Origin of the sequence: Pseudoalteromonas sp. Bsw20308, from assembly GCF_000310105.2 — a bacterium.
Taxonomy (GTDB): Bacteria; Pseudomonadota; Gammaproteobacteria; order Enterobacterales; family Alteromonadaceae; genus Pseudoalteromonas; species Pseudoalteromonas fuliginea.
In genome coordinates this window covers 3,467,082-3,487,878 of sequence record NZ_CP013138.1, presented here as the reverse complement: position 1 = coordinate 3,487,878, position 20,797 = coordinate 3,467,082, and the positions used below count along the sequence as shown (strand labels likewise).

Annotated in this window: 18 protein-coding genes; all 18 read left to right on the top strand. The window is 36.3% G+C overall.

What is annotated here, in order from left to right:
• The first annotated feature begins 106 nt into the window (after positions 1–106).
• The 18 genes from D172_RS15395 (at position 107) to D172_RS15310 (ending at position 20,792) form a co-directional block, all read left to right on the top strand.
• A complete protein-coding gene (locus tag D172_RS15395) occupies positions 107–532 on the top strand; it encodes a CatB-related O-acetyltransferase (protein ID WP_237113681.1) in 426 nt (141 codons plus the stop codon).
• The gene (locus D172_RS15390) at positions 525–1,121 is read left to right on the top strand and encodes an acyltransferase (protein ID WP_007376734.1); all 597 of its coding nucleotides are present in this window, start codon (positions 525–527) and stop codon (positions 1,119–1,121) included. The genes D172_RS15395 and D172_RS15390 overlap by 8 nt, the downstream gene beginning before the upstream one ends.
• On the top strand, positions 1,078–1,962 hold the full coding sequence (locus tag D172_RS15385) for a glycosyltransferase family 2 protein (protein WP_007376735.1): 885 nt from the start codon (positions 1,078–1,080) through the stop codon (positions 1,960–1,962). Before D172_RS15390 ends, D172_RS15385 begins: the two co-directional genes overlap by 44 nt.
• The gene (locus tag D172_RS15380) at positions 1,962–3,146 is read left to right on the top strand and encodes a hypothetical protein (RefSeq protein WP_007376736.1); all 1,185 of its coding nucleotides are present in this window, start codon (positions 1,962–1,964) and stop codon (positions 3,144–3,146) included. Before D172_RS15385 ends, D172_RS15380 begins: the two co-directional genes overlap by 1 nt.
• Complete coding sequence (locus D172_RS15375; protein ID WP_007376737.1) at positions 3,143–4,183, top strand: glycosyltransferase family 4 protein; 1,041 nt, start codon at positions 3,143–3,145, stop codon at positions 4,181–4,183. Before D172_RS15380 ends, D172_RS15375 begins: the two co-directional genes overlap by 4 nt.
• Positions 4,180–5,304, top strand: a complete 1,125-nt coding sequence (locus D172_RS15370; RefSeq protein WP_007376738.1) for a glycosyltransferase — start codon at positions 4,180–4,182, stop codon at positions 5,302–5,304. Before D172_RS15375 ends, D172_RS15370 begins: the two co-directional genes overlap by 4 nt.
• Positions 5,305–5,308: 4 nt before the next feature.
• Positions 5,309–6,718: a mannose-1-phosphate guanylyltransferase/mannose-6-phosphate isomerase gene (locus D172_RS15365; RefSeq protein WP_007376739.1), complete on the top strand. Its 1,410-nt coding sequence runs from the start codon at positions 5,309–5,311 to the stop codon at positions 6,716–6,718.
• 3 nt (positions 6,719–6,721) lie between these two features.
• A complete protein-coding gene (locus D172_RS15360; protein WP_007376740.1) occupies positions 6,722–8,134 on the top strand; it encodes a phosphomannomutase in 1,413 nt (470 codons plus the stop codon).
• 753 nt (positions 8,135–8,887) lie between these two features.
• The gene (locus D172_RS15355; RefSeq protein WP_007376741.1) at positions 8,888–10,000 is read left to right on the top strand and encodes a polysaccharide export protein; all 1,113 of its coding nucleotides are present in this window, start codon (positions 8,888–8,890) and stop codon (positions 9,998–10,000) included.
• Between the two features lie 12 nt (positions 10,001–10,012).
• Positions 10,013–10,447 (top strand): low molecular weight protein-tyrosine-phosphatase, encoded by a 435-nt coding sequence (locus D172_RS15350; protein WP_007376742.1) that lies wholly within the window; start codon positions 10,013–10,015, stop codon positions 10,445–10,447.
• 15 nt (positions 10,448–10,462) lie between these two features.
• Positions 10,463–12,715 carry a polysaccharide biosynthesis tyrosine autokinase gene (locus D172_RS15345; RefSeq protein WP_007376743.1) on the top strand — a complete coding sequence of 751 codons (2,253 nt, stop codon included), beginning with the start codon at positions 10,463–10,465 and terminating at the stop codon, positions 12,713–12,715.
• A gap of 42 nt (positions 12,716–12,757) precedes the next feature.
• The gene (pseB, locus tag D172_RS15340; protein ID WP_007376744.1) at positions 12,758–13,777 is read left to right on the top strand and encodes a UDP-N-acetylglucosamine 4,6-dehydratase (inverting); all 1,020 of its coding nucleotides are present in this window, start codon (positions 12,758–12,760) and stop codon (positions 13,775–13,777) included.
• 4 nt (positions 13,778–13,781) lie between these two features.
• Positions 13,782–14,939 (top strand): UDP-4-amino-4,6-dideoxy-N-acetyl-beta-L-altrosamine transaminase, encoded by a 1,158-nt coding sequence (gene pseC, locus D172_RS15335; protein ID WP_007376745.1) that lies wholly within the window; start codon positions 13,782–13,784, stop codon positions 14,937–14,939.
• Positions 14,936–16,555 carry an aldo/keto reductase gene (locus tag D172_RS15330; protein ID WP_007376746.1) on the top strand — a complete coding sequence of 540 codons (1,620 nt, stop codon included), beginning with the start codon at positions 14,936–14,938 and terminating at the stop codon, positions 16,553–16,555. Before pseC ends, D172_RS15330 begins: the two co-directional genes overlap by 4 nt.
• Positions 16,556–16,560: 5 nt before the next feature.
• Positions 16,561–17,349, top strand: coding sequence for an SDR family NAD(P)-dependent oxidoreductase (locus D172_RS15325; RefSeq protein ID WP_007376747.1), 789 nt, complete (start codon positions 16,561–16,563; stop codon positions 17,347–17,349).
• The gene (gene pseG / locus D172_RS15320) at positions 17,349–18,869 is read left to right on the top strand and encodes a UDP-2,4-diacetamido-2,4,6-trideoxy-beta-L-altropyranose hydrolase (RefSeq protein WP_033023530.1); all 1,521 of its coding nucleotides are present in this window, start codon (positions 17,349–17,351) and stop codon (positions 18,867–18,869) included. The genes D172_RS15325 and pseG overlap by 1 nt, the downstream gene beginning before the upstream one ends.
• 7 nt (positions 18,870–18,876) lie before the next feature.
• On the top strand, positions 18,877–19,926 hold the full coding sequence (pseI, locus tag D172_RS15315) for a pseudaminic acid synthase (RefSeq protein WP_007376749.1): 1,050 nt from the start codon (positions 18,877–18,879) through the stop codon (positions 19,924–19,926).
• A complete protein-coding gene (locus tag D172_RS15310; RefSeq protein ID WP_007376750.1) occupies positions 19,923–20,792 on the top strand; it encodes a hypothetical protein in 870 nt (289 codons plus the stop codon). Before pseI ends, D172_RS15310 begins: the two co-directional genes overlap by 4 nt.
• The last annotated feature ends 5 nt before the right edge of the window (positions 20,793–20,797 follow it).

Here is a 20,797-nt window from a genome sequence, read left to right as displayed (position 1 = left end):
ATTAAATAAAAGTTCTATTTTTGCGGACAAGACAATACTTTTTGAAAAAATAGATATATCCCACTCATCAATTGGGAAATACACTTACTTTGCAGGTAAGGGGACTGTGAGCAACGCAATAATTGGTAGTTATTGTTCTATTGCTGATGGCGTTAAAATTGGCATTGGGTTACACCCGCTTGATTGGGTTTCTACACACCCATCAACTTTCTCTAGTAATACTATTTTTCCTTATAGACATTTTTCAAGATCAAAACCATTTCTCGAATCAGAAACCGTCACTATAGGTAACGATGTATGGATTGGATTAAATGCAATCATTTTGGATGGTGTTGTTGTAGGTAATGGTGCTGTTATTGCTGCCGGTTCTATCGTTACTAAGAATGTTGATGACTACGCTATAGTCGCCGGAGTCCCTGCAAAGATAATTAAGTATCGAACTCAACCTGAAGTAACTAATATTCCGTGGTGGGAATTCGATGATATTAGCTTAAATGAATATTTAACCAAGGTTGATAATTCACATGTATGAGTTTATCTATAAAGTAAATCGTCGTATTTATCTATTATTATGGAATATTTTATTTAAGCGAGATTTCAAGTCATTTGGTAAAAAAACGACTATCTACAAGCCTAGAAATATTCAAGGTGCGAAGTATATTGATTTAGGTTGCAGAACATCATTTATGCCTGATGCTTGGCTATTAGCACTTAAAATTGATGATAATGATCCACAGCTTGTTATCTCAAATGATTGTTACATTGGCCATTATGTTCATATTGTTGCTGTTAGGAAGGTGATAATTGAAGATTCAGTGTTAGTTGCTGATAAAGTTTATATTTCAGATAATTTACACAACTACGAATCGATTTCAGTACCGATAATTCACCAACCTGTTAAATACCATCGTAATGTTCTTATTAAATCAGGGGCTTGGATCGGTGAAAATGTATGTGTTATTGGTGCTTGTATCGGTAAAAATTCAGTAGTCGCAGCAAACTCAGTTGTCACAAAAGATGTGCCTGATTACTGTATTGTAGCAGGGGCTCCTGCAAAAATTATCAAACGTTATTGCCATGAAAGCAAATCTTGGAAAAAAGTTAGCTATGAATCAATGTAAAAGATTGGGTTTAGTCACTGTTTTATATAACTCGCCTGAAATACTAAATGATTTCTTCGAAAGTATTAATAATCAAAAAAATATTAATTTTCACTTATACGTTATAGATAATAGCTCATTATCAGAGCCATTAGCGCTTTCTAAAGTATTGGTAGAACAATATAAACTACCAGTAACATTTATAGATAATAAAGGTAAAAATGTAGGCGTTGCTGCTGGCAATAATCAAGGAATAAAAGCTGCTTTGAGTGATGGTTGCCATTATATAGGTTTAATAAATAATGATCTTATTTTTAGCAAATCTGATGTTCTTGTCTCTTTATGTTTATCTTTAAATGAGTATGACTTAGTTACCCCTAAAATTTATGCTTACCCTGAAGGCGATGTGTGGTTTGAAGAGGGTTACTTCGATAATCTAAGGGGGACTACTCCTCATTCTTTAATTACTGATAAATCTGTAATGCCTTATGCTCCTACATGCTTTTTGATATGTAAATCAGAAATATTTGAGGTTTGTGGAATTATGGATGAGTGGTATTTCGCTTATTATGACGATTCAGATTTTTTGTATAGGGTGAATAAAGCTGGTTACCAGCTTGGCTTTATAAAATCTGTATATATTCAGCATAAAGTGAGCTCTAGTACAGGTGGAAGCTATAGTGACTTTACAATCTACTATGCTACTCGGAATCGTCTTTATTTTATTCGCAAGAACATAAAAAAAATATTACCTCTTTTTTTTACTGTACTGTCCAGGATCTTTACGTTCCCAAAAATTAAATATAAACAATACGGTCTTTTGGTTAAAGCTATCATTGATGGCCTTAGAGCTAAAGTTTAATGCCCTATTTTATTGTATTTATATTATTGTTATCTACAGGATTTGATGTTTTGGCCGTTAATACGCCTGTAGGTGCGGTTCGATTCTCATTTTTATTGTTTTTACTTGCTGCTATTTGGATGTTTTTTTTTAAAGAGTTTAAAGTTTCTAAAGTCGGCTTAATAATTTTTCTTTTAATCATATTTATGATGTTAATTTCGACTTACTTTTCTTTTTCTCCTATTCGTAGTCTTTCTTACATAGTATGGTTTATCATTTGCTACTTATTCTATTTTAGTGTTACTAAAAATGCGATAAGGCAATTCTCTCCAGAGAGTATTATTAAAGTTTTTAGGGACTTAGGTCGTTTACAGATTTTAGGGTGTATTTTTCTAAAGGTTTTAGGGGTTGATAGACCATCACTTTTTTTCTATGAACCATCTTATATGGTCATTGCATTATTGCCATATACTTATTTTACAATTTTACAATTTAAACTTAATAATACTGTCTTTAAGCTTATAGATGTAATGTTAGTGGGTATATTGGTTTTAATAACGATGTCGGCAAATCTGTTGTTATCAATATTAGTTGTTATTTTAGTGGGGTATTTGAGGCCGTCTTTTAAATCAATATTTATATTGATATGCTTTTCTGTTTTAAGTTATTACTTTTCAATTTGGTATTATACAAATAATTCAGATTTACTCGCTTTTACATTTCAAAAAATACATGAATCACCTGATATAATAGCCTCGCTACTTGAGCGAACAGGAAATCGTTGGCCGCGAACTATGATAGGGATAGATGTTGCAAAAGAGTATTTTAACTCAGGGATCGGTTTAGGAGCTTTTGCAGATTTTTCTATTTATTATAATGTTTATAAAGATTATGCTGGTGGGTTTGTTTGGAATGAGCCGAGAGGTTTTCCTGCAAGCAATGTTTTTATAGAACTTTTGGCTGAAGGTGGGATTGGGGTATTAGTTGTTTTTTTAATTTTTATTCTATATACCTTTTTTAGTTCTTTAAAAGTTCAGGATAATAAACGTTATATATCGGATTGGCGTAAAATTATATTTATATTTTTTATATTGTTAATGTTCGAGTCGAGTTTATTAAGACCCTACTTTTGGGCTTATTTAGGAGTTCTTGCAAGCTTTACTGCCTTGCCAAATTGTTCAAATTTAAAAAGATTAAATAAATGAAATTAATTATAATTGATGCCCGCTGTATTTTCGACTCTGGAGTTGGTGTGTATTTGAGGGAAGTTTTACAGAGGTTAATTAAAGAGGATGTTCAAATTGAGTTGATTATGGATAGAGCCCAAAAGGCTCAGTTTGAAGCTCTTAAAATATCAGTGAAAAAGGTACATGTTATAAAGTATGGGAGATTCTCTTTTTTTAACCTATTGTTTTTGAATAAGTTAATAAAGCATGCTGATGTGTATTTAATGCCGTCTCTTACTGTGTCGCCTATTTTTAGTTCGGTACAAAAGATGACTGTTGTTCATGATGTATGCCCAATTAGGATGTATAAATCTTTTGGGTACATTACTGCAATAGCTTATTGGTTCATGCTGGGGATTCAATTGGTCTCTTCTAGAAAAGTAATTGCTATCTCTGAGTTTACAAAAAATGAGATTAAAGCCTATTACCCCTCATATTTGACTAGAAAAATTGATGTTATATACAATGGACTTTCCACTCGCCTTAACGATAAATATAAAGAAAATATTCGTGAAAAGCCCTATTTATTATGTGTTGGTAATGTAAAACCACACAAAAACATAGTCAATTTTGTAAATTATTTTACAAATCACAGTAAGTTTTCTAAAAAATTTATACTTGTAATTGTTGGGCAGTCTGATGGTTTTAGAACAGGAGAAAAGCCCCTTATTTGTTACGAAGATAATGTTGAGTTTACAGGTTTTGTAAGTGATGAAGAATTAGGGGGGCTGTATGATAATGCATCAGCTTTTGTTTTCCCTAGTTTTTATGAAGGTTTTGGTTTGCCTATCTTGGAGGCTATGAGTTTTAACTTGCCTATATTAGCTTCTGACATACCTGTTTTTAAAGAAATAGCCCAAAATACTATAGAGTATTTTAACCCTAATAACTTCAATGATTTTGATACGAAGTTGGAAATACTGTTTTCGCGCAGTAACTCTGATTTTTCTAAAATCCTAGAGCAGTTTACTTGGGAAAATAATGTAAAAAAGATGATTGGTATTATAAATAGATGAAAATTTTACAAGTGAATAAACTTTATACCCCTGATATTGGTGGTGTAGAAACAGTATGTCAGCAATACAGTGAGCTTTATGCAAAAAAACATGATGTAGTAGTATTATGTGTACATAAAAAATTTAAGCTGTTAGGCGATGTTTCTTATATTAACGGAGTTAAAGTAATCAGGTGTAGCTCTTTGGGTATGTTTTTTTCTATGCCAGTGTCATTAAGCTTTTTATATCATTTTATTATACAATTTATAAAATGCGATATTGCTTTTATCCACCTTCCTTTTCCACTTGCAGATGTCTCTTGGATGTTTAGCTCTTTTGTGAAGCGCAGAGTGTATTTAGTTTGGCATAGCGACATAGTTAAACAAGGGTTATTCAAAAAGTTATTAGGTCCAATTTTAAGATTAAGTGTTAGAAATGCCAATAAGATTCTTGTCACCTCACCATTGATGTTAGACTTTTCAGATAGTTTGAGCTCTGTGAGGCATAAATGTTCAGTCATACCCTTATCTGTTGATTCAAGCAAGATAAAGCAACAAGCTAATTTCAAAACAAATATTGAAGAAGTAGAGCATCTTACTGAAATTGATGGTCTGTTTTTTGGTCGTTTATGCTATTACAAAGGTGTAAATGTACTACTAGACTCCCTAGTTAATGGAAGCAAGAATGGCTTTACTCCAAAAGTTGTAATAGCTGGTAGAGGAGAATATGCAGAGCTAATAACTAAAACTATTATTACGTATAATTTGACAAATGTAATATTTATTAATCGTTTTTTGAGTGAAGAAGAAAAATACAACTTAATTAAAATGTCAAAATGTTTTTTGTTTCCCTCCATAGAAGTATCAGAAGCTTTTGGAATAACTCAGCTTGAAGCCATGTGCTTAGGTATACCTGTAATTAATACGGACCTCGCATCAGGAGTACCTTGGGTTAGTTTGCACGATGAAACAGGCTTGACTGTAGAGCCTAAAAATTTAGTACAATTTTTAGATGCTTTTAAATTACTTTTAGGCAATGATATTTTGCGAAAGAAGTTTAGCGAGAGTGCAATTAAAAGGGTTGCTACAGAGTTCGATGATACAATTATTATTAAAAAATTAAACTTACTGATAGAAGAGTAAATAAATGATTTTACCTATTATAATGGCGGGTGGCTCAGGCACGCGCTTATGGCCGCTTTCTCGTGGCAATTACCCAAAACAGTTTTTATCGCTAAGCGGCGAACATACGATGCTGCAAGATACATTAAGTCGATTGAATGGTCTTGTGCATAGTCCAGCTATGCTAATTTGTAACGAAGAGCATCGTTTTATTGCCGCAGAGCAAGTACGTCAATTAGGTGTAAAGCATAGCGGTATATTTTTAGAGCCAGTAGGGCGTAATACAGCCCCTGCAATAGCACTCGCTGCCTTCAAAGCAATTGAAAAAGGCGAAGACCCATTACTGCTTGTACTTGCTGCCGATCATATAATAGATGATATCGTTTCGTTCCATCAAAGCGTTAACAAAGCCTCAGAGCTTGCAAAGCAAGGTAAGTTAGTCACATTTGGTATTGTTGGCAATAAACCAGAAACAGGTTACGGCTATATAAAACGTGGCGAAGAGTTTAGTACAGGTTTTGTAGTAGACAGCTTTGTTGAAAAACCAGATTTAGAAACTGCAAAACACTATATTGCCAGTGGTGATTATTACTGGAATAGCGGTATGTTCTTATTTAAAGCGAGCCGTTATCTAGCCGAGTTAAAAGCGTTTCGTCCTGATATTTATAATGCTTGTAAAAAAGCAATTGAAATACAGTCTAACGACCTAGATTTTATTCGTGTAGATAGAGCTGCATTTGAAGCTTGCCCTGATGAATCAGTAGATTACGCCGTAATGGAACACACCCAAGATGCGGTTGTTGTGCCTATGGATGCAGGTTGGAGTGATGTAGGTGGTTTTGCTGCGTTGTGGGAAGTATCAACTAAAGACGAAAATGGCAATGCATTTACTGGTGATGTGAAAGCCGTTGATACTAAAAATACCCTTGTGTTTGGCGAAGACAAACTTGTTGCCACCGTAGGTGTTGAAAACTTAGTCATAGTAAACACCAAAGATGCCGTACTTGTAGCGCACAAAGACCAATCACAACATGTAAAATCGATCGTACAGCAATTAAAAGCTGAAAATCGTTCAGAAGCAACCATGCATCGTGAAGTATATCGCCCTTGGGGTAAGTATGATTCGGTTGATAATGGTGAGCGTTTTCAAGTTAAACGTATAACGGTAAAGCCTGGCGCTAAGCTAAGTGTACAAATGCATCATCATCGCGCAGAGCATTGGATTGTTGTATCAGGCACCGCTAAAGTACAAATCGACGACACAGAGCAATTTGTAACAGAAAATGAGTCGGTTTATATTCCCATTACAGCGGTGCATGCACTCGAAAACCCAGGGAAAGTTGATTTAGAGCTTATTGAAGTTCAATCAGGCTCGTATCTAGGTGAAGATGATATAGTGCGCTTTGAAGATCGTTACGGGCGAGTAAAAGGATAAATTATGGATACAAAAATCATAATTGAGCAAAGTGATATTGCTTTTGGCACAAGTGGCGCACGTGGGCTGGTTACTAACTTTACTCCAGATGTATGTGCAGCTTTTTCAATCGCATTTATTAAATCGATTGAAACAAAATTTAGCTTTAATACAGTCGCGCTAGCAATTGATAACCGTCCAAGCAGCTACGCCATAGCACAAGCTTGTGCTGAAGGATTAAAACAACTTAATGTAAACGTAATATATTACGGCGTAATACCTACACCAGCCTTAGCATATAAAGCAATGCTGGATGATATGCCATGCATAATGGTAACAGGCAGCCATATACCATTTGACAGAAATGGCCTAAAGTTTTATCGCCCAGATGGTGAAATTACTAAAATAGATGAACAAAGTATTTTAAGTGCATCGGTAGAATTTATTACGCTGAGTCAAGACTTAGCAGAGCTATGTGAAAGTCAGGCAGCAAGAAGTGCTTACATACAGCGTTACAGCGAATTATTTAATAGCGACGCATTGGCAGGTAAAAAAATAGGTATATATGAGCATTCAAGTGCGGGGCGCGATATTTATAAACCATTGTTTGAAAGCCTCGGTGCCAATGTAATTAGTTTAGAGCGAAGTGATGTTTTTGTACCTATTGATACAGAAGCTGTGTCGGATGAGGATAGAGAAAAAGCGCTCAACTGGTCAAAAGAGCACAGCTTTGATGCAATATTTTCTACCGATGGAGATGGAGACCGTCCATTATTAGCTGATGAAAAAGGTCACTGGCTAAGTGGTGATACTCTAGGGTTGCTTACAAGCCAACTATTAAATATAGAAGCACTGGCAGTACCCGTAAGCTGTAATACTGCGATAGAAAAATCAAATAGTTTTAAACAGGTTACGCGCACAAAAATAGGCTCGCCTTATGTAATAGCAGAGTTTAATGAATTAAAAGCACATTTTACTCGTATTGCTGGTTTTGAAGCAAATGGTGGTTACCTACTTGGTTCTGATATTGAGGTTAATGGTAAAAGATTAACGGCATTGCCAACGCGAGATGCATTACTACCAGCGTTGTTAGTTTTGGCTCAAAACAAATGTATATCAAATCAGCTATTAGCATTACCAAATCGATTTGTTGCAAGTGATAGGTTACAAAACTTCCCTACCGATAAAAGTCGTGAGCTGATTAGTGTGTTAACACAAAATGTTGAAGTACTGACTTCTGGATTAGGATTGCAAGTACACTCAGCAATTGATACAACCGATGGTTTAAGAGTAACGTTAATTAATGATGAAATAGTGCACCTTAGACCTTCAGGTAATGCCCCCGAACTTCGTTGTTACGCAGAAGCATCGTCATTAACGGTAGCAAAAAAATTAGTTGTAGCTGCATTGAAATTTTCTGATGAGTATTATATTTAAACCAATATAGTATATAGGGCTGCAAATATATGCAGCCTTGTTTTCACTGAAAATCTCTGGTTAGAAATAAATGAATTTAAATACTTTTAACTCAGTGTTTTAGCTAATTTATTAACCAGAGTTCAGGTAAATTAGTGTGAAAGTAGCCTGTTGAGATAGAGTTTTTACAAAAGCTTAGCTTGTCTACACATAAACCCCCAAACTTAACTCTCTGTGTTATTTGCGCAGTTTGACCCAACCAAGTACAATCTGCCCTCACCAAATTAAATCTTTACTATAGAAAGTTAGCATTTTGTTTTATGTAACCCTGATTAATAAGAAATAATAATAATCGGCTTTTATAATCAATAGGTTAAAGTGTTTTTAAGTTATTCACTAAAGTACTGGTTAAAGCTTGTGGCGCTAAAAAAGCTATTTTATTTTAAAATTATGTATACCAGCTCATTTAACAGTACCAGTAAATATATTAGTTAAAAGGTAAACGCAGCACTGAGATTGTAGGTTTAAAATAAATCAGTACGCAAACTCTTAACTACAGATAGAAAGATTAACCGAAAGTGAAAACCTAAGAATAATATACTAGTGAGGTTTTTTGCGGGTATGCTTTTCACATTTATTTAACTGGTTGCGTGTTTACTGAACAGTCGTATCTTGCGCCGCTACTATAGCCATGCTTTAATTAGCCAGTTAAAAATACAAGTGCTCACCAAGGTCGGTGAGTAAGTGCAATATTAAAAAAATTGGGATTCTACAATGGCGTTAAGCTGTAAATCACTCGCATCAATACTCGTAATACTAAGCATGACCGGCTGTACAATAGTACCTGGCAGCCACTTTGAAGGTATAGACTCAGGCGAGCAAACACAAAACCTTGAACAAGATCTCGAAAAAGTAAACATTCAAATAATTGACTCGCTACTAATAAATAAACAAAATCAAGCGCGCATAGCAGCTAAACCACTTTCGAGTACCGCGGGTTTAAATGTCAATAACTACGAATATAAACTAGGCGTTGGTGACGTACTAACCATTGGTGTATGGGATCATCCTGAGCTAACAATACCAGCAGCTGTTCAGCGAACGGCCGAATTTGACGGTTTCCGTGTACAAAAAAATGGCACAATAACCTATGCATATGCTCCCAATATTCCTGCCGCGGGTAAAACGGTTGGAGAGGTTCGTAACGAGCTGGTAAAACGTTTAAGCCGCGTAATAGAAGACCCTCAAGTAGACGTAAAAGTAGTTGGCTTTAAAAGCCAAAAAGCGTATGTGACTGGTGAAGTAAAACAGCCCGGTGTATACCCAGTAACCGAAATTCCACTTACCTTAATAGATGCTCTAAGCCAAGCCGGTGGCTTAACAGAAGAAGCAGATTGGCGAACGGTGACGTTTACCCGTGGCAATACAACAGAAGTTATTCAACTTGATAACTTTTATTCCCATGGTGACATTTCGCAAAACAGATTATTACAAAACGGCGATATAGTGCATGTTAGTCGTAACGACGCGCAAAAAGTGTTTGTATTAGGTGATGTAAAAAGAGCCGGTTCAGTAACCCTTAATCGTTATGGCTTAAACTTGGCCGAAGCGCTAAGCGACTCGGGCGGTTTGAACGAAAATACAGCCGATGCTAATGGTGTATTTGTACTGCGTAAAAGTAATGTTGAGCAAACCGGTATTATTGCTAATGTTTACCAGTTACATGCTAAAAATATAGCCGCAATGGTATTAGCTGAGCAATTTGAACTACAACCGCACGATATAGTTTATGTAACATCAGCGCCACTTGCGCGTTGGAACCGTGTAATTAGTTTATTATTACCATCGGTAGCGACTGTTGATAATTTAAACGACATTAACAACTAAGGATTTATTAAGATGTTTGATTCTGTTTTAGTTGTGTGTGCCGGCAATATTTGCCGTAGCCCAACAGGTGAGTATGTATTAAAAGCAAAACTCGAAGGTAAAAATATTAAAGTATCATCAGCGGGTTTAACAGCGCTTGAAGGCAAACCAGCAGATGCAAAAGCCAAACAAATAGCACTCGCACACGGCGTTAATATGGATGCTCACCAAGGGCAGCAGCTTACATCAAGCTTAGTAGCGCAAAACAGCGTAATACTAGTGATGGAAGAGCGCCATTTAAACGACGTACATGCGCGTTATCCTGAAGCGCGCGGTAAAACATTTTTACTAGGAAAATGGATTAATAACGCCGAAATACCCGACCCATACCGCCAAAGCCAAGAGGCTTTTGAGTACGTTTATACATTAATCGACAGCGCGTGTAGCGCTTGGCAAAAGTATTTATAAGGAATGGCTAATTTAATGAATGCTCAGCCGAATAACAGCGCTAATAACGCAAATAATAAAAACACCAATAACACAGTACAGCCATCGCAAGAAATTGATTTAATGGCATTATTAGGTACATTGCTCGACCGAAAATACTTTATTGTGGGAATTACCGCACTATTTATGTTTATAGGTGTTGTATATGCCGTGTTAAGCACGCCAGTGTACCAAGCAACAGCCATGATACAAGTTGAAGATGGCGGTGGCTCAGTCCCAGGCTTTGACGACATGGCAGGCATGTTTGAAAGTACATCGGCTGCGGTAACAGAAATTGAGCTATTAAAGTCGCGCAGTATTATAGGTGAAGCGGTAGATACATTAAAACTTGATGTAACAGCAGAGCCTAAGTTATTCCCGTTTATAGGCAGCCGCGCTTACCGTAAATATACCCCAATGGAAGAGGGCGATTTAGCCCAGCCAAGTTTTGGCGCTAACAGCTACGCCTGGGGCGGAGAGAGCATAAACGTATTTAGGTTTGATGTACCACGTACCGCTATAGGGCAAGAATTTACGCTTATAGTGCAAAATAACAACGGTGTTGTGCTAATAAATGATAATGGCGAACAAATATTAAGTGGCAAAGTAGGTGAAGAACTCACTAATGGTAAATTTAACTTAACCATACGCAGTTTAAATGCACGCCCAGGTACCGAGTTTATAATTACCCGTAAAGATCGCCTGAATACTATTTTAGACCTTCAAGCAGAAATAGGTGCAAGTGAAAAAGGCAAAGACTCAGGCATCATTAACTTAAGCTTACAAAGTACTAAACCAAGCTATGCCGAAAAAGTGCTAGATAAAGTGGCAGCTATTTATGTACGCCGTAATGTTGAACGTAGCAGCGCAGAGGCGCAAAAGTCACTCGAATTTTTAGAAGTGCAATTGCCAGAGATAAAAAAACAACTTGAATATGCTGAGCAACGCTTTAACGACTACCAAATAAAACGCCAATCAATAAATATAACATTAGAGACCCAAGGCGTGCTTGAGCAAGTTGTAAAGCTTGAAACTAAACTACAAGAGCTTAACTTAAAACGCTTAGAACTAGGGCGCAAATTTAAAAAAGACCATCCCGCATATCAAAGTATTATTGAGCAAGTAGCGGCTGTAAATAAGCAAAAAGACGAGCTAATTGGTGAGGTAGGTAACCTACCTGAAACTCAACAAGAGCTACTGCGCTTAAAGCGTGATGTTGAAGTAAGCAACCAAATTTACACACTATTACTTAGTAAAACACAAGAGCTTGATATAGTACGTGCAGGCACTGTGGGTAATGTACGAGTAATTGACTACGCCGAGGTAAATACCAGCAAACCCGTAAAACCTAAAAAAGCATTAATTGTTGTAATGGCAACTATGCTAGGTGGCATGTTGGCTATAGCTATTGTACTTATACAAAAAGCCATACATAAAGGGGTAGAAGACCCAACTGAAATAGAAGCCTTGGGTATACCTGTTTACGCAAGTGTACCGCACTCAGATTACCAAGATAAACTAAGTGGCTTTACCGCAAAGGTACGCAAAAACAAAGTAAATAAACCTAAGTCGATACTTGCACTCGATAACCCCGCCGATTTAGCTATTGAGGCACTACGCAGCCTGCGTACTAGCTTACACTTTGCGATGATGGAATCTAAAAACAATATAATTGCAATTTCGGGTCCAAGCCCAAGCGTAGGTAAATCGTTTGTATCAGTGAATTTAGCGGCTGTACTGGCTCAAAGTGGCAAAAAGGTATTAGTTATAGATGCCGATATGCGTAAAGGTTATTTACAAACCCAGTTTGGTTTAAAATGGGACGACGGCTTAAGTGATTATTTATCGGGCCGTTTAAATTTAGAGCAAGTTACTAAACCCACTAAGGTTGAAGGTTTAAGCGTTATTACCCGTGGGCAAATACCACCTAATCCTTCTGAGTTATTAATGCATAGTAACTTTAGTAAACTAGTTGCAGAAGTTAGTGCCGCTTACGACATAGTAATTATAGATACACCGCCAATATTGGCAGTAACCGACCCTGCCATTGTAAGTGCCCATACCGGTACAACCTTGCTTGTAGCGCGTTTTGGTCAAAACCACTTACGTGAAATAGAACTAACGCGTAATCGCTTTGAACAAAATGGCATAGACGTGAAAGGCTTGGTGTTTAACGGCGTAGTTAAAAAAGCGAGTAACGCCTATGGGTATTATGGTTATTACAATTATGAGTATAAATCGGACAAGTAAATCCAATATACTTAGGTTAATTTAAATTTTTATGGAAATAATATGTTAAACAAAAAGACAGTTTTAATCACGGGTGGCACAGGGTCATTTGGTAAGAAATTTATAGAAACTATTTTAGCGCGCTACCCAGATGTAAAAAAAATAATCATCTATTCGCGTGATGAATTAAAGCAGTCTGTAATAAAACAAAAATATCCAGCATACGATTACCCGCAATTACGTTTTTTTATTGGTGATGTGCGCGACAAAGAACGTTTAACACAAGCGTGTGAAGGTGTTGATGTAATTATTCATGCTGCAGCTATTAAGCAAGTTGATACCGCTGAATACAATCCAACAGAATGTATCCGTACAAACATAGATGGTGCTGAAAATGTTATTCATGCTGCATTAGCATGTGGTGTAAAAGATGTGGTTGCACTATCGACAGACAAAGCATGTGCACCAATTAACTTATACGGTGCCACTAAACTTGCATCAGATAAATTATTTGCTGCTGCTAACAATATTCGCGGCTCTAAAGATATTAAATTTAGCGTTGTTCGTTATGGTAATGTAATGGGCTCTCGTGGCTCTGTTATTCCTTTCTTTTTAGAAAAACGAAAAGAAGGCGTTTTACCAATCACACACAATGAAATGACTCGTTTTAATATATCCCTTCAAGACGGCGTTAATCTAGTTATGTTTGCCTTGGGCAACCACCTAGGTGGTGAGATATTCATCCCTAAAATCCCGTCATACAAAATTTTAGACATCGCAGAAGCCGTAGCACCTGAATGCGAAACGCGTGATGTAGGTATTCGCCCAGGTGAAAAACTACATGAAGAAATGATTACAGATACTGACTCGTTAAATACGATTGATTTGGGACCTTATTACGCAATTTTACCATCTGTATCGTATACATATACCGAAGAAGAATACCTTGCTCACCATAAAGCTGAAAAAGTACCATTTGGCTTTAAATACAACTCAGGAACAAACACTGAGTGGGAAACAATAGAAGGCTTGCGTGAGCTTATTGTTGAACATGTAGATCCATCATTTGAAGTGCAAGGCTAACAAAATGATACCGTATGGAAAGCAAGATATAACTCAAGCAGATATTGATGCAGTGGTTAATGTTCTAAAGTCGGATTTTTTGACGCAAGGGCCACAAGTTCCCGCTTTTGAAAATGCACTTATGAAAGCGACAGGTGCAGATCACGCACTTGCCGTTAATAGTGCAACGTCAGCTTTGCATATTGCTTGCTTGGCGCTTGAGTTGAGTGAAGGAGATATTTTATGGACGACTCCTATCACGTTTGTGGCTTCAGCTAATTGTGGTTTATATTGCGGAGCCTCAGTAGATTTTGTTGATATAGATCCCGCAACTTATAATCTTTGCCCTGTAGCATTAAAAGAAAAGCTTATTAGTGCTAAAAAAGAAGGTATTTTGCCTAAAGTTTTAGTTGCAGTGCATTTATGTGGTCAGCCATGTGACATGAAAGCAATCCATGCGTTATCAATAGAGTATGGCTTTAAAGTCATTGAAGATGCTTCACATGCAATAGGCGGGCGTTATTTAGAGCAACCAATTGGGTCATGTGAATACAGCGATATTACCGTTTTTAGCTTTCACCCTGTTAAAATTGTTACCACCGCAGAAGGTGGTGCGGCATTAACGAATAGCAAAGCACTTGCAGATAAAATGGCACTTTACCGAAGCCACGGAATAACACGTGACGAAGCATTAATGGAAAATGCATCGCATGGTGGTTGGTACTATGAGCAAGTGGGTTTAGGTTTTAACTACCGTATGACAGAGCTGCAAGCTGCACTCGGTGTGTCGCAAATGAGGCGGTTAAGTGAGTTCGTTTCTGCACGTCATGAATTAGCGGTACGTTATTATGACAAGCTAGCTAGTTTACCGATTATACTGCCTTATCAGTTGCCTAATACTTATTCTGGCTTACATTTATATGTTATTCGTCTAAACCTAAATGAAATTAGCAAAACGCACAAAGAAGTGTTTGACGAGCTAAGAGAAAACGGTATTGGTGTAAACCTGCATTATATTCCTGTGCACCTACAGCCTTATTACCAAAAAATGGGCTTTAAACAAGGTGACTTTCCAAATGCAGAAAGTTATTACAGCAATGCTATTTCATTGCCAATGTTTCATGGTATGACTCATGAACAACAAAATGAAGTTATTAGTACTTTGGAAATGATCTTGTCATGAGCGTTGTTATAGGTATTCAAGCTAGGAGTAATTCGTCTCGATTACCAGGGAAAGTTTTACTACCTATTAATAATATCCCTGTTGCTGTTTTAGCCGCGAAGAGGGCTAAGAATAATCATAATTTTGAAACTGTAGTTTTAACATCTAATGAAAATAGTGACGATGCTTTATCTCGGGTTTTAGAAAGTTATGATATTCAGCATTATAGGGGAAATCTTAGTAATGTTTTGAGTCGATTCGTAGAGGCATTCTCATGCCATTCAGACAATACTATAGTTGTAAGGCTAACTGCAGATAATGTTTTTCCTGATTCAGGATTAATAAATGAAGTTATTGAGGATCTAAAAAAAAATAAGTATGAATATATAATAGCTAATGGGGTTGAATGCGGTCTACCTTACGGAGTATCTGTAGAAGTAACTTACCTAAAACACTTAAGAGAGGCTAATAAACTAGCTACATCATTACATGATCTAGAGCATGTAACGCCTTATGTTCGAAGGGAGTATGGAGTTAACTTATTTCTAAAATATTTGGATAAAAATTTAGGTGATTTAGTTTGCACCATAGATACTTTAGACGAGTTTTTTCTAGTCTCAGAAGTTTTCTCTAAATATCAAAATGCAATTGAAGTCTCTACATGGTCGTTAATTCAATCTTTAGAACAAAACAACAGAAAAAAGATAAACACAACTAAGCTTTCATTAGGCTGCGTTCAAATGGGGCTTGATTATGGAATAACAAATAAAAATGGAAAAATGAATGATAAAACGGCTCATAGAATACTCGATTTAGCATTGAATGGTGGGATACAGTTTATTGATACGGCTAGGGCCTATGGTGATAGCGAGAAAGTTATCGGAGATTGGCTAGGTAAAAATAATTGTGAAAATAGTAGTAAAGTTATAACTAAATTAGGGACTTTAACGAGTTTAAAGAAAAGCTCTACCTTAGATGAAGTTGAAAAGGAAGTTAGAGACTCTATTTATATTTCCTGTAATAATCTCAAAGTAGATTCTATTGAGATTTTGATGTTACATAGGGCTGAACACTTAATACAGTTTGACGGTTTTATACTTTCCATATTAAAAAAACTATCTTCTTCAGGTAAGATAAAAGAATTAGGCGTATCAGTACAGACACCTGAAGAGCTAAATTTAGCTCTTCAGTATGAGCAAATAACTCATATACAGCTTCCATTCAATATACTTGACAGCAAATGGAAAAAAAATGAAAAAGCTATTCTTGATATTAAAAAGAAAAGAAAGCTGATAATTCATGTCAGAAGTGTTTTTCTCCAAGGATTGATTCTTTCAAAAAATCCTAATGACTGGAAAAAAGCCTCTATTGATGAACCTGAATTAATGATTAGTTGGTTAGATAAATGCCAATCCTTTACTAATTCCAGAAATATTCAAGAATTATGCATCAGGTATGTTAAGTCTCATATTTGGATAGATAGTGTCGTAATGGGTGTAAATACAGTAGATGAATTACAGCTAAATATGAATGCTTTCTTACTTAATGATATTAACCCTGAGCAAATAAATTATATTAATGATACTAATACTTTTTATAACAATGAAGTTTTACTAAACCCTTCTTACTGGAGTTGATTATTATGACTCGAAATCCTAATGCATTTGATTTAAAAAAAATGACAGTATTAGTTACAGGTGCTACAGGTTACCTAGGGAAAGATATTTCGATAGGACTTGCAGAAGCAGGGGCTCATGTACTTGTTAACTCACGAGACCTTAAGAAAGCTACAGAGCTTTCTAATCTCATAAAACTTATGGGATTACATGCAGAACCTGCTTGTTTTGATATCTCTGATCGTAAATCTATCAAAACCTTTTTTGAGCAATACAAAGGTGAATTATCAATAATAGTTAACAATGCTTACAATGGAAAAGGTGGTACTATAGAGCACTCGAATGAGCTTGATTTTGCAAATAGCTATCACTTGGTTGTAAGCTCTGCTAATAATATATTTCAAGCTAGCCTGCCTCTTTTAAGGAAATCGGTTCATAGTATAGGTTATTCCTCTATTATAAATATTTCTTCCATGTACGGAACAGTAAGTCCTGATTTAGGTATGTACAAAAATCCACTTTCTTCTAATCCACCATTTTATGGTGCTGCAAAAGCTGCTTTAATACAATGGTCTAAATATGGAGCTTGTGAGTTCGGCCATGAAGGTATTCGTTTCAATTGTATTTCCCCAGGTCCATTTCCAAATACACAGAACTCTCCAGAGTTTATTTCTAAATTAGCGGCTAAAGTACCTATGGCTAGAGTTGGTAAGTCACATGAAATGAAAGGGCCAGTAGTTTTTTTGGCCAGTAGTGCAAGTTCATTTGTAAACGGAACAAACCTTAAAGTAGATGGTGGCTGGACTGCATGGTAATGAATATTATCATGCGTGCTGATGCTTCATCTCATATAGGTAGCGGACATATAATGCGCTGTTTGGTATTGGCAGATAGGCTAAAACTAGATGGTCATAAAGTTGTATTCGCAACTCGTCCGCAAAACGGAGATTTAGTCACATTTATAAAGCAGCGTGGTTTCTCTATTTATGAATTACAGCAACCTGCAGATTGGTTAGTACCAACCTCGACTGCGGATTATGCAGCTTGGTTGCAAGTTAGCGAGTGTGATGATGCCCAAGAATGCGCTACTGCATTTGATAGTCCTGATTTAGTCATTACAGACCACTATGGTATTGGTGCACAGTGGCATAAGGTAGTAAAAGAAGCGTATAACTGTAAAATTATTGCAATTGACGATTTAGTAAGAGATCACGCTGCAGACTTGATTATAGATCAAACATTGCTTAGAGAGCCAAGCGAATATCATTTATTAAACCCTAAGACCACCGCCTTAACAGGTACGCAATACGCGATTATAAACACTCATTTTTCATCTCGCCATTTGTCGCAGTTGGCAGCAGTAAGTACATTAAAAAATAGACCTCGTGTATTATTGTCAATGGGAGGCATAGACGCCCCCAATGCAAGTTTACAAGTACTTAAAGTTTTAAAAGAGAGCGTTAACCCGCCTATAACAACTGTATTGCTTAGCGCAAGAGCACCTCATTACAAAAGTGTTACAGAGTTTGCTGTGGAGTATAGTGTATGGTTGACTCACATTGATTTTGTAGACGATATGGCTGCTCTAATGTGTGAGCATGATATTGCCATAGGAGCGCCAGGCTCAACGTCATGGGAGCGTGCTTGTGTCGGGTTACCGAGTATTGTTATTGCACTAGCTGATAACCAGCAAACTATTTGTAAAAACTTAGAAGCTGTTGGTGCTGCAATTAGCGTTGAGTTAGAGGCGGTTAGTACAACGCTTATGAAGGCGTATGAGCGGTTAATTGCAGACTATTCAAAAATGCGAACAATAAACCTGCAGTTATGTGATGGGCAAGGTGTTAAGCGAATCATGAAGCATATTACTCAATTATTTAGCGGTTCACTAACCTTAAGGTTAGCGACAAAGCTTGATGTTGAACAGGTGCACGCTTGGCAATGTAAACCCGAAACACGACGTTATGCACTTAATAAAGACGTTCCGAGTTTAGCTGAACATCGTGCTTGGATGACTAAAAAACTAGCAAGTAAAAATGACTACTTTTATGTCATTGAGCTAACCAATCGAAAAGATGAAAAAGGGATTCCTGTAGGAGTGGTTAGGTTAGATATGACCGCTGCAAATACGTATACTATTTCCATTTTTATAGCATCAGAGTACTTTGGTAAAGGGGTTGCGAAACTCGCTTTAAAACAAATAGATATATTACATCCTAAAAAAATAATACATGCTGTTGTATTAAAAGAAAATACAGCATCACAAGTTTTGTTTAGCCGAGCTGGCTACCAACGAATTAATGAAGAGCAATTTACTCGACAACCTGTAGAGTGAGGGATTTATGAATAAATTTATTACCATCGATAACAGAAAAATTGGCCCTGACTATGCGCCGTATATCATTGCTGAAATGTCAGCGAATCATAACGGTGATATCGAAAATGCCTACAAAATAATGGAAATGGCAAAAGAGTGTGGTGCAGATGCAATGAAGCTGCAAACTTATCGTCCTGATACCATAACAATGAAAAGCGATAACCCTGAATTTTTAATTAAAGGTGGGTTATGGGACGGTAAAACACTGTATGACTTATATGAAGAAGCACACATGCCGTGGGAATGGCACAAACCTTTATTTGAAAAAGCCAAAGAGTTAGGTATTACTATTTTTAGCTCGCCGTTTGACTTTACTGCTGTTGATTTACTCGAAGAACTTGGTGCACCTGCTTATAAAATAGCATCGTTTGAAGTTATTGACTTACCATTAATAGAGTACGTTGCTAAAACAGGTAAGCCAATGATTATATCAACAGGCATGGCTAACGAGGAAGAAATTCGTGAAGCAGTAGAAACTGCCAGAAATGCAGGGTGTGAAGAGCTTGTTGTACTGCATTGTGTGAGTGGTTACCCAGCGCCCTCAGGAGATTATAATCTGGCGACTGTTGCGGATATGGCCACTCGTTTTGATGTATTAACGGGTCTTTCAGACCATACTATCGATAATACAACGGCTATTACATCAGTGGCATTAGGCGCATGCTTAATAGAAAAGCATGTCACGCTTAATAGGGATGGCGGTGGACCGGATGATAGTTTCTCATTAGAAAAGCCAGAGTTATTACAGTTATGTAGAGACTCTAAAATAGCATGGGAAGCGGTTGGTAAAGTAAATTACGAGCGCAAAGAGAGTGAGAAAGGAAATGCTATATTCAGACGCTCACTTTACGTGGTGAAGGATGTTGCAGAAGGTGAGTTGTTTACTCATGAAAATGTAAAAAGTATTAGACCTGGCTATGGTTTAGCCCCTAAGCATTTGAACGATGTATTAGGTAAAAAAGCCAGCGTAGATTTACAGGCTGGTACAGCGGTATCGAGAGATATGTTTGCATGATTGCTTACGTAGACTCTCCTTTTCAATTATTACAGAGCTATGAGCTAAGTAAATTAGGCCACAATTTTTCTAAAATTTATGTGCGGCTAAATGGCAAGGAGTCCAATGACAACCAATTAATAAACTTAATCAATTTACTGGATATCCAAAACACGAAATTAATTACAATCGTGAATTTATACCAAAAGTTATATTATTATGGCTTATTTATTATTGTAAGTTTATTTAAAGGTACAACTGTTGTAGGCGATGCTAACTCAGTTCTTTTTAAAATTTTAAAGCGGATATTTAGTAGGAAAAAATTCATCCTTCTCGATGATGGTGTGGCTACAATAAATAACACTTTTATCAATAAATGCTTTAAAAGGTTTACGATTTTTCCAGAATACGTAAAAAACAAAATCTGCAACGACTTTAAAAATACAAGACTTTTAGTTAGTGAAGAAAAAGTACTAAGTAAAAAGCATGTCATTGTTGGGGCTAAATTTGTTGATGAGGGAATTTGTGATAGGGAAACTTATATAACAGCATTAAGTGCAATTATTAAATATATTGATGCAGATGAATATGTATATATTCCTCACCGTGGTGAAAGTAAAATTGAGATAGAAGCTATAAAAAATACTTTACCTATTAGTGTTTTAAAATTAAACTTACCAATAGAGCTAATATCTTTAGAAGCTAAAATCTACCCTTTAAGCATTTCGCATACTCTTTCTACAGCTGTGTTTAGTATGAATAAAATATACGATGCTCCCATATATACTTATAGAATTCCAGATAGTAAGTTGATACAACGCAAAGCATCTATAGAGAATTTATATAATATTATAGACTCTAAACGTATTTCCCAATTTATAAAGTAATTTAA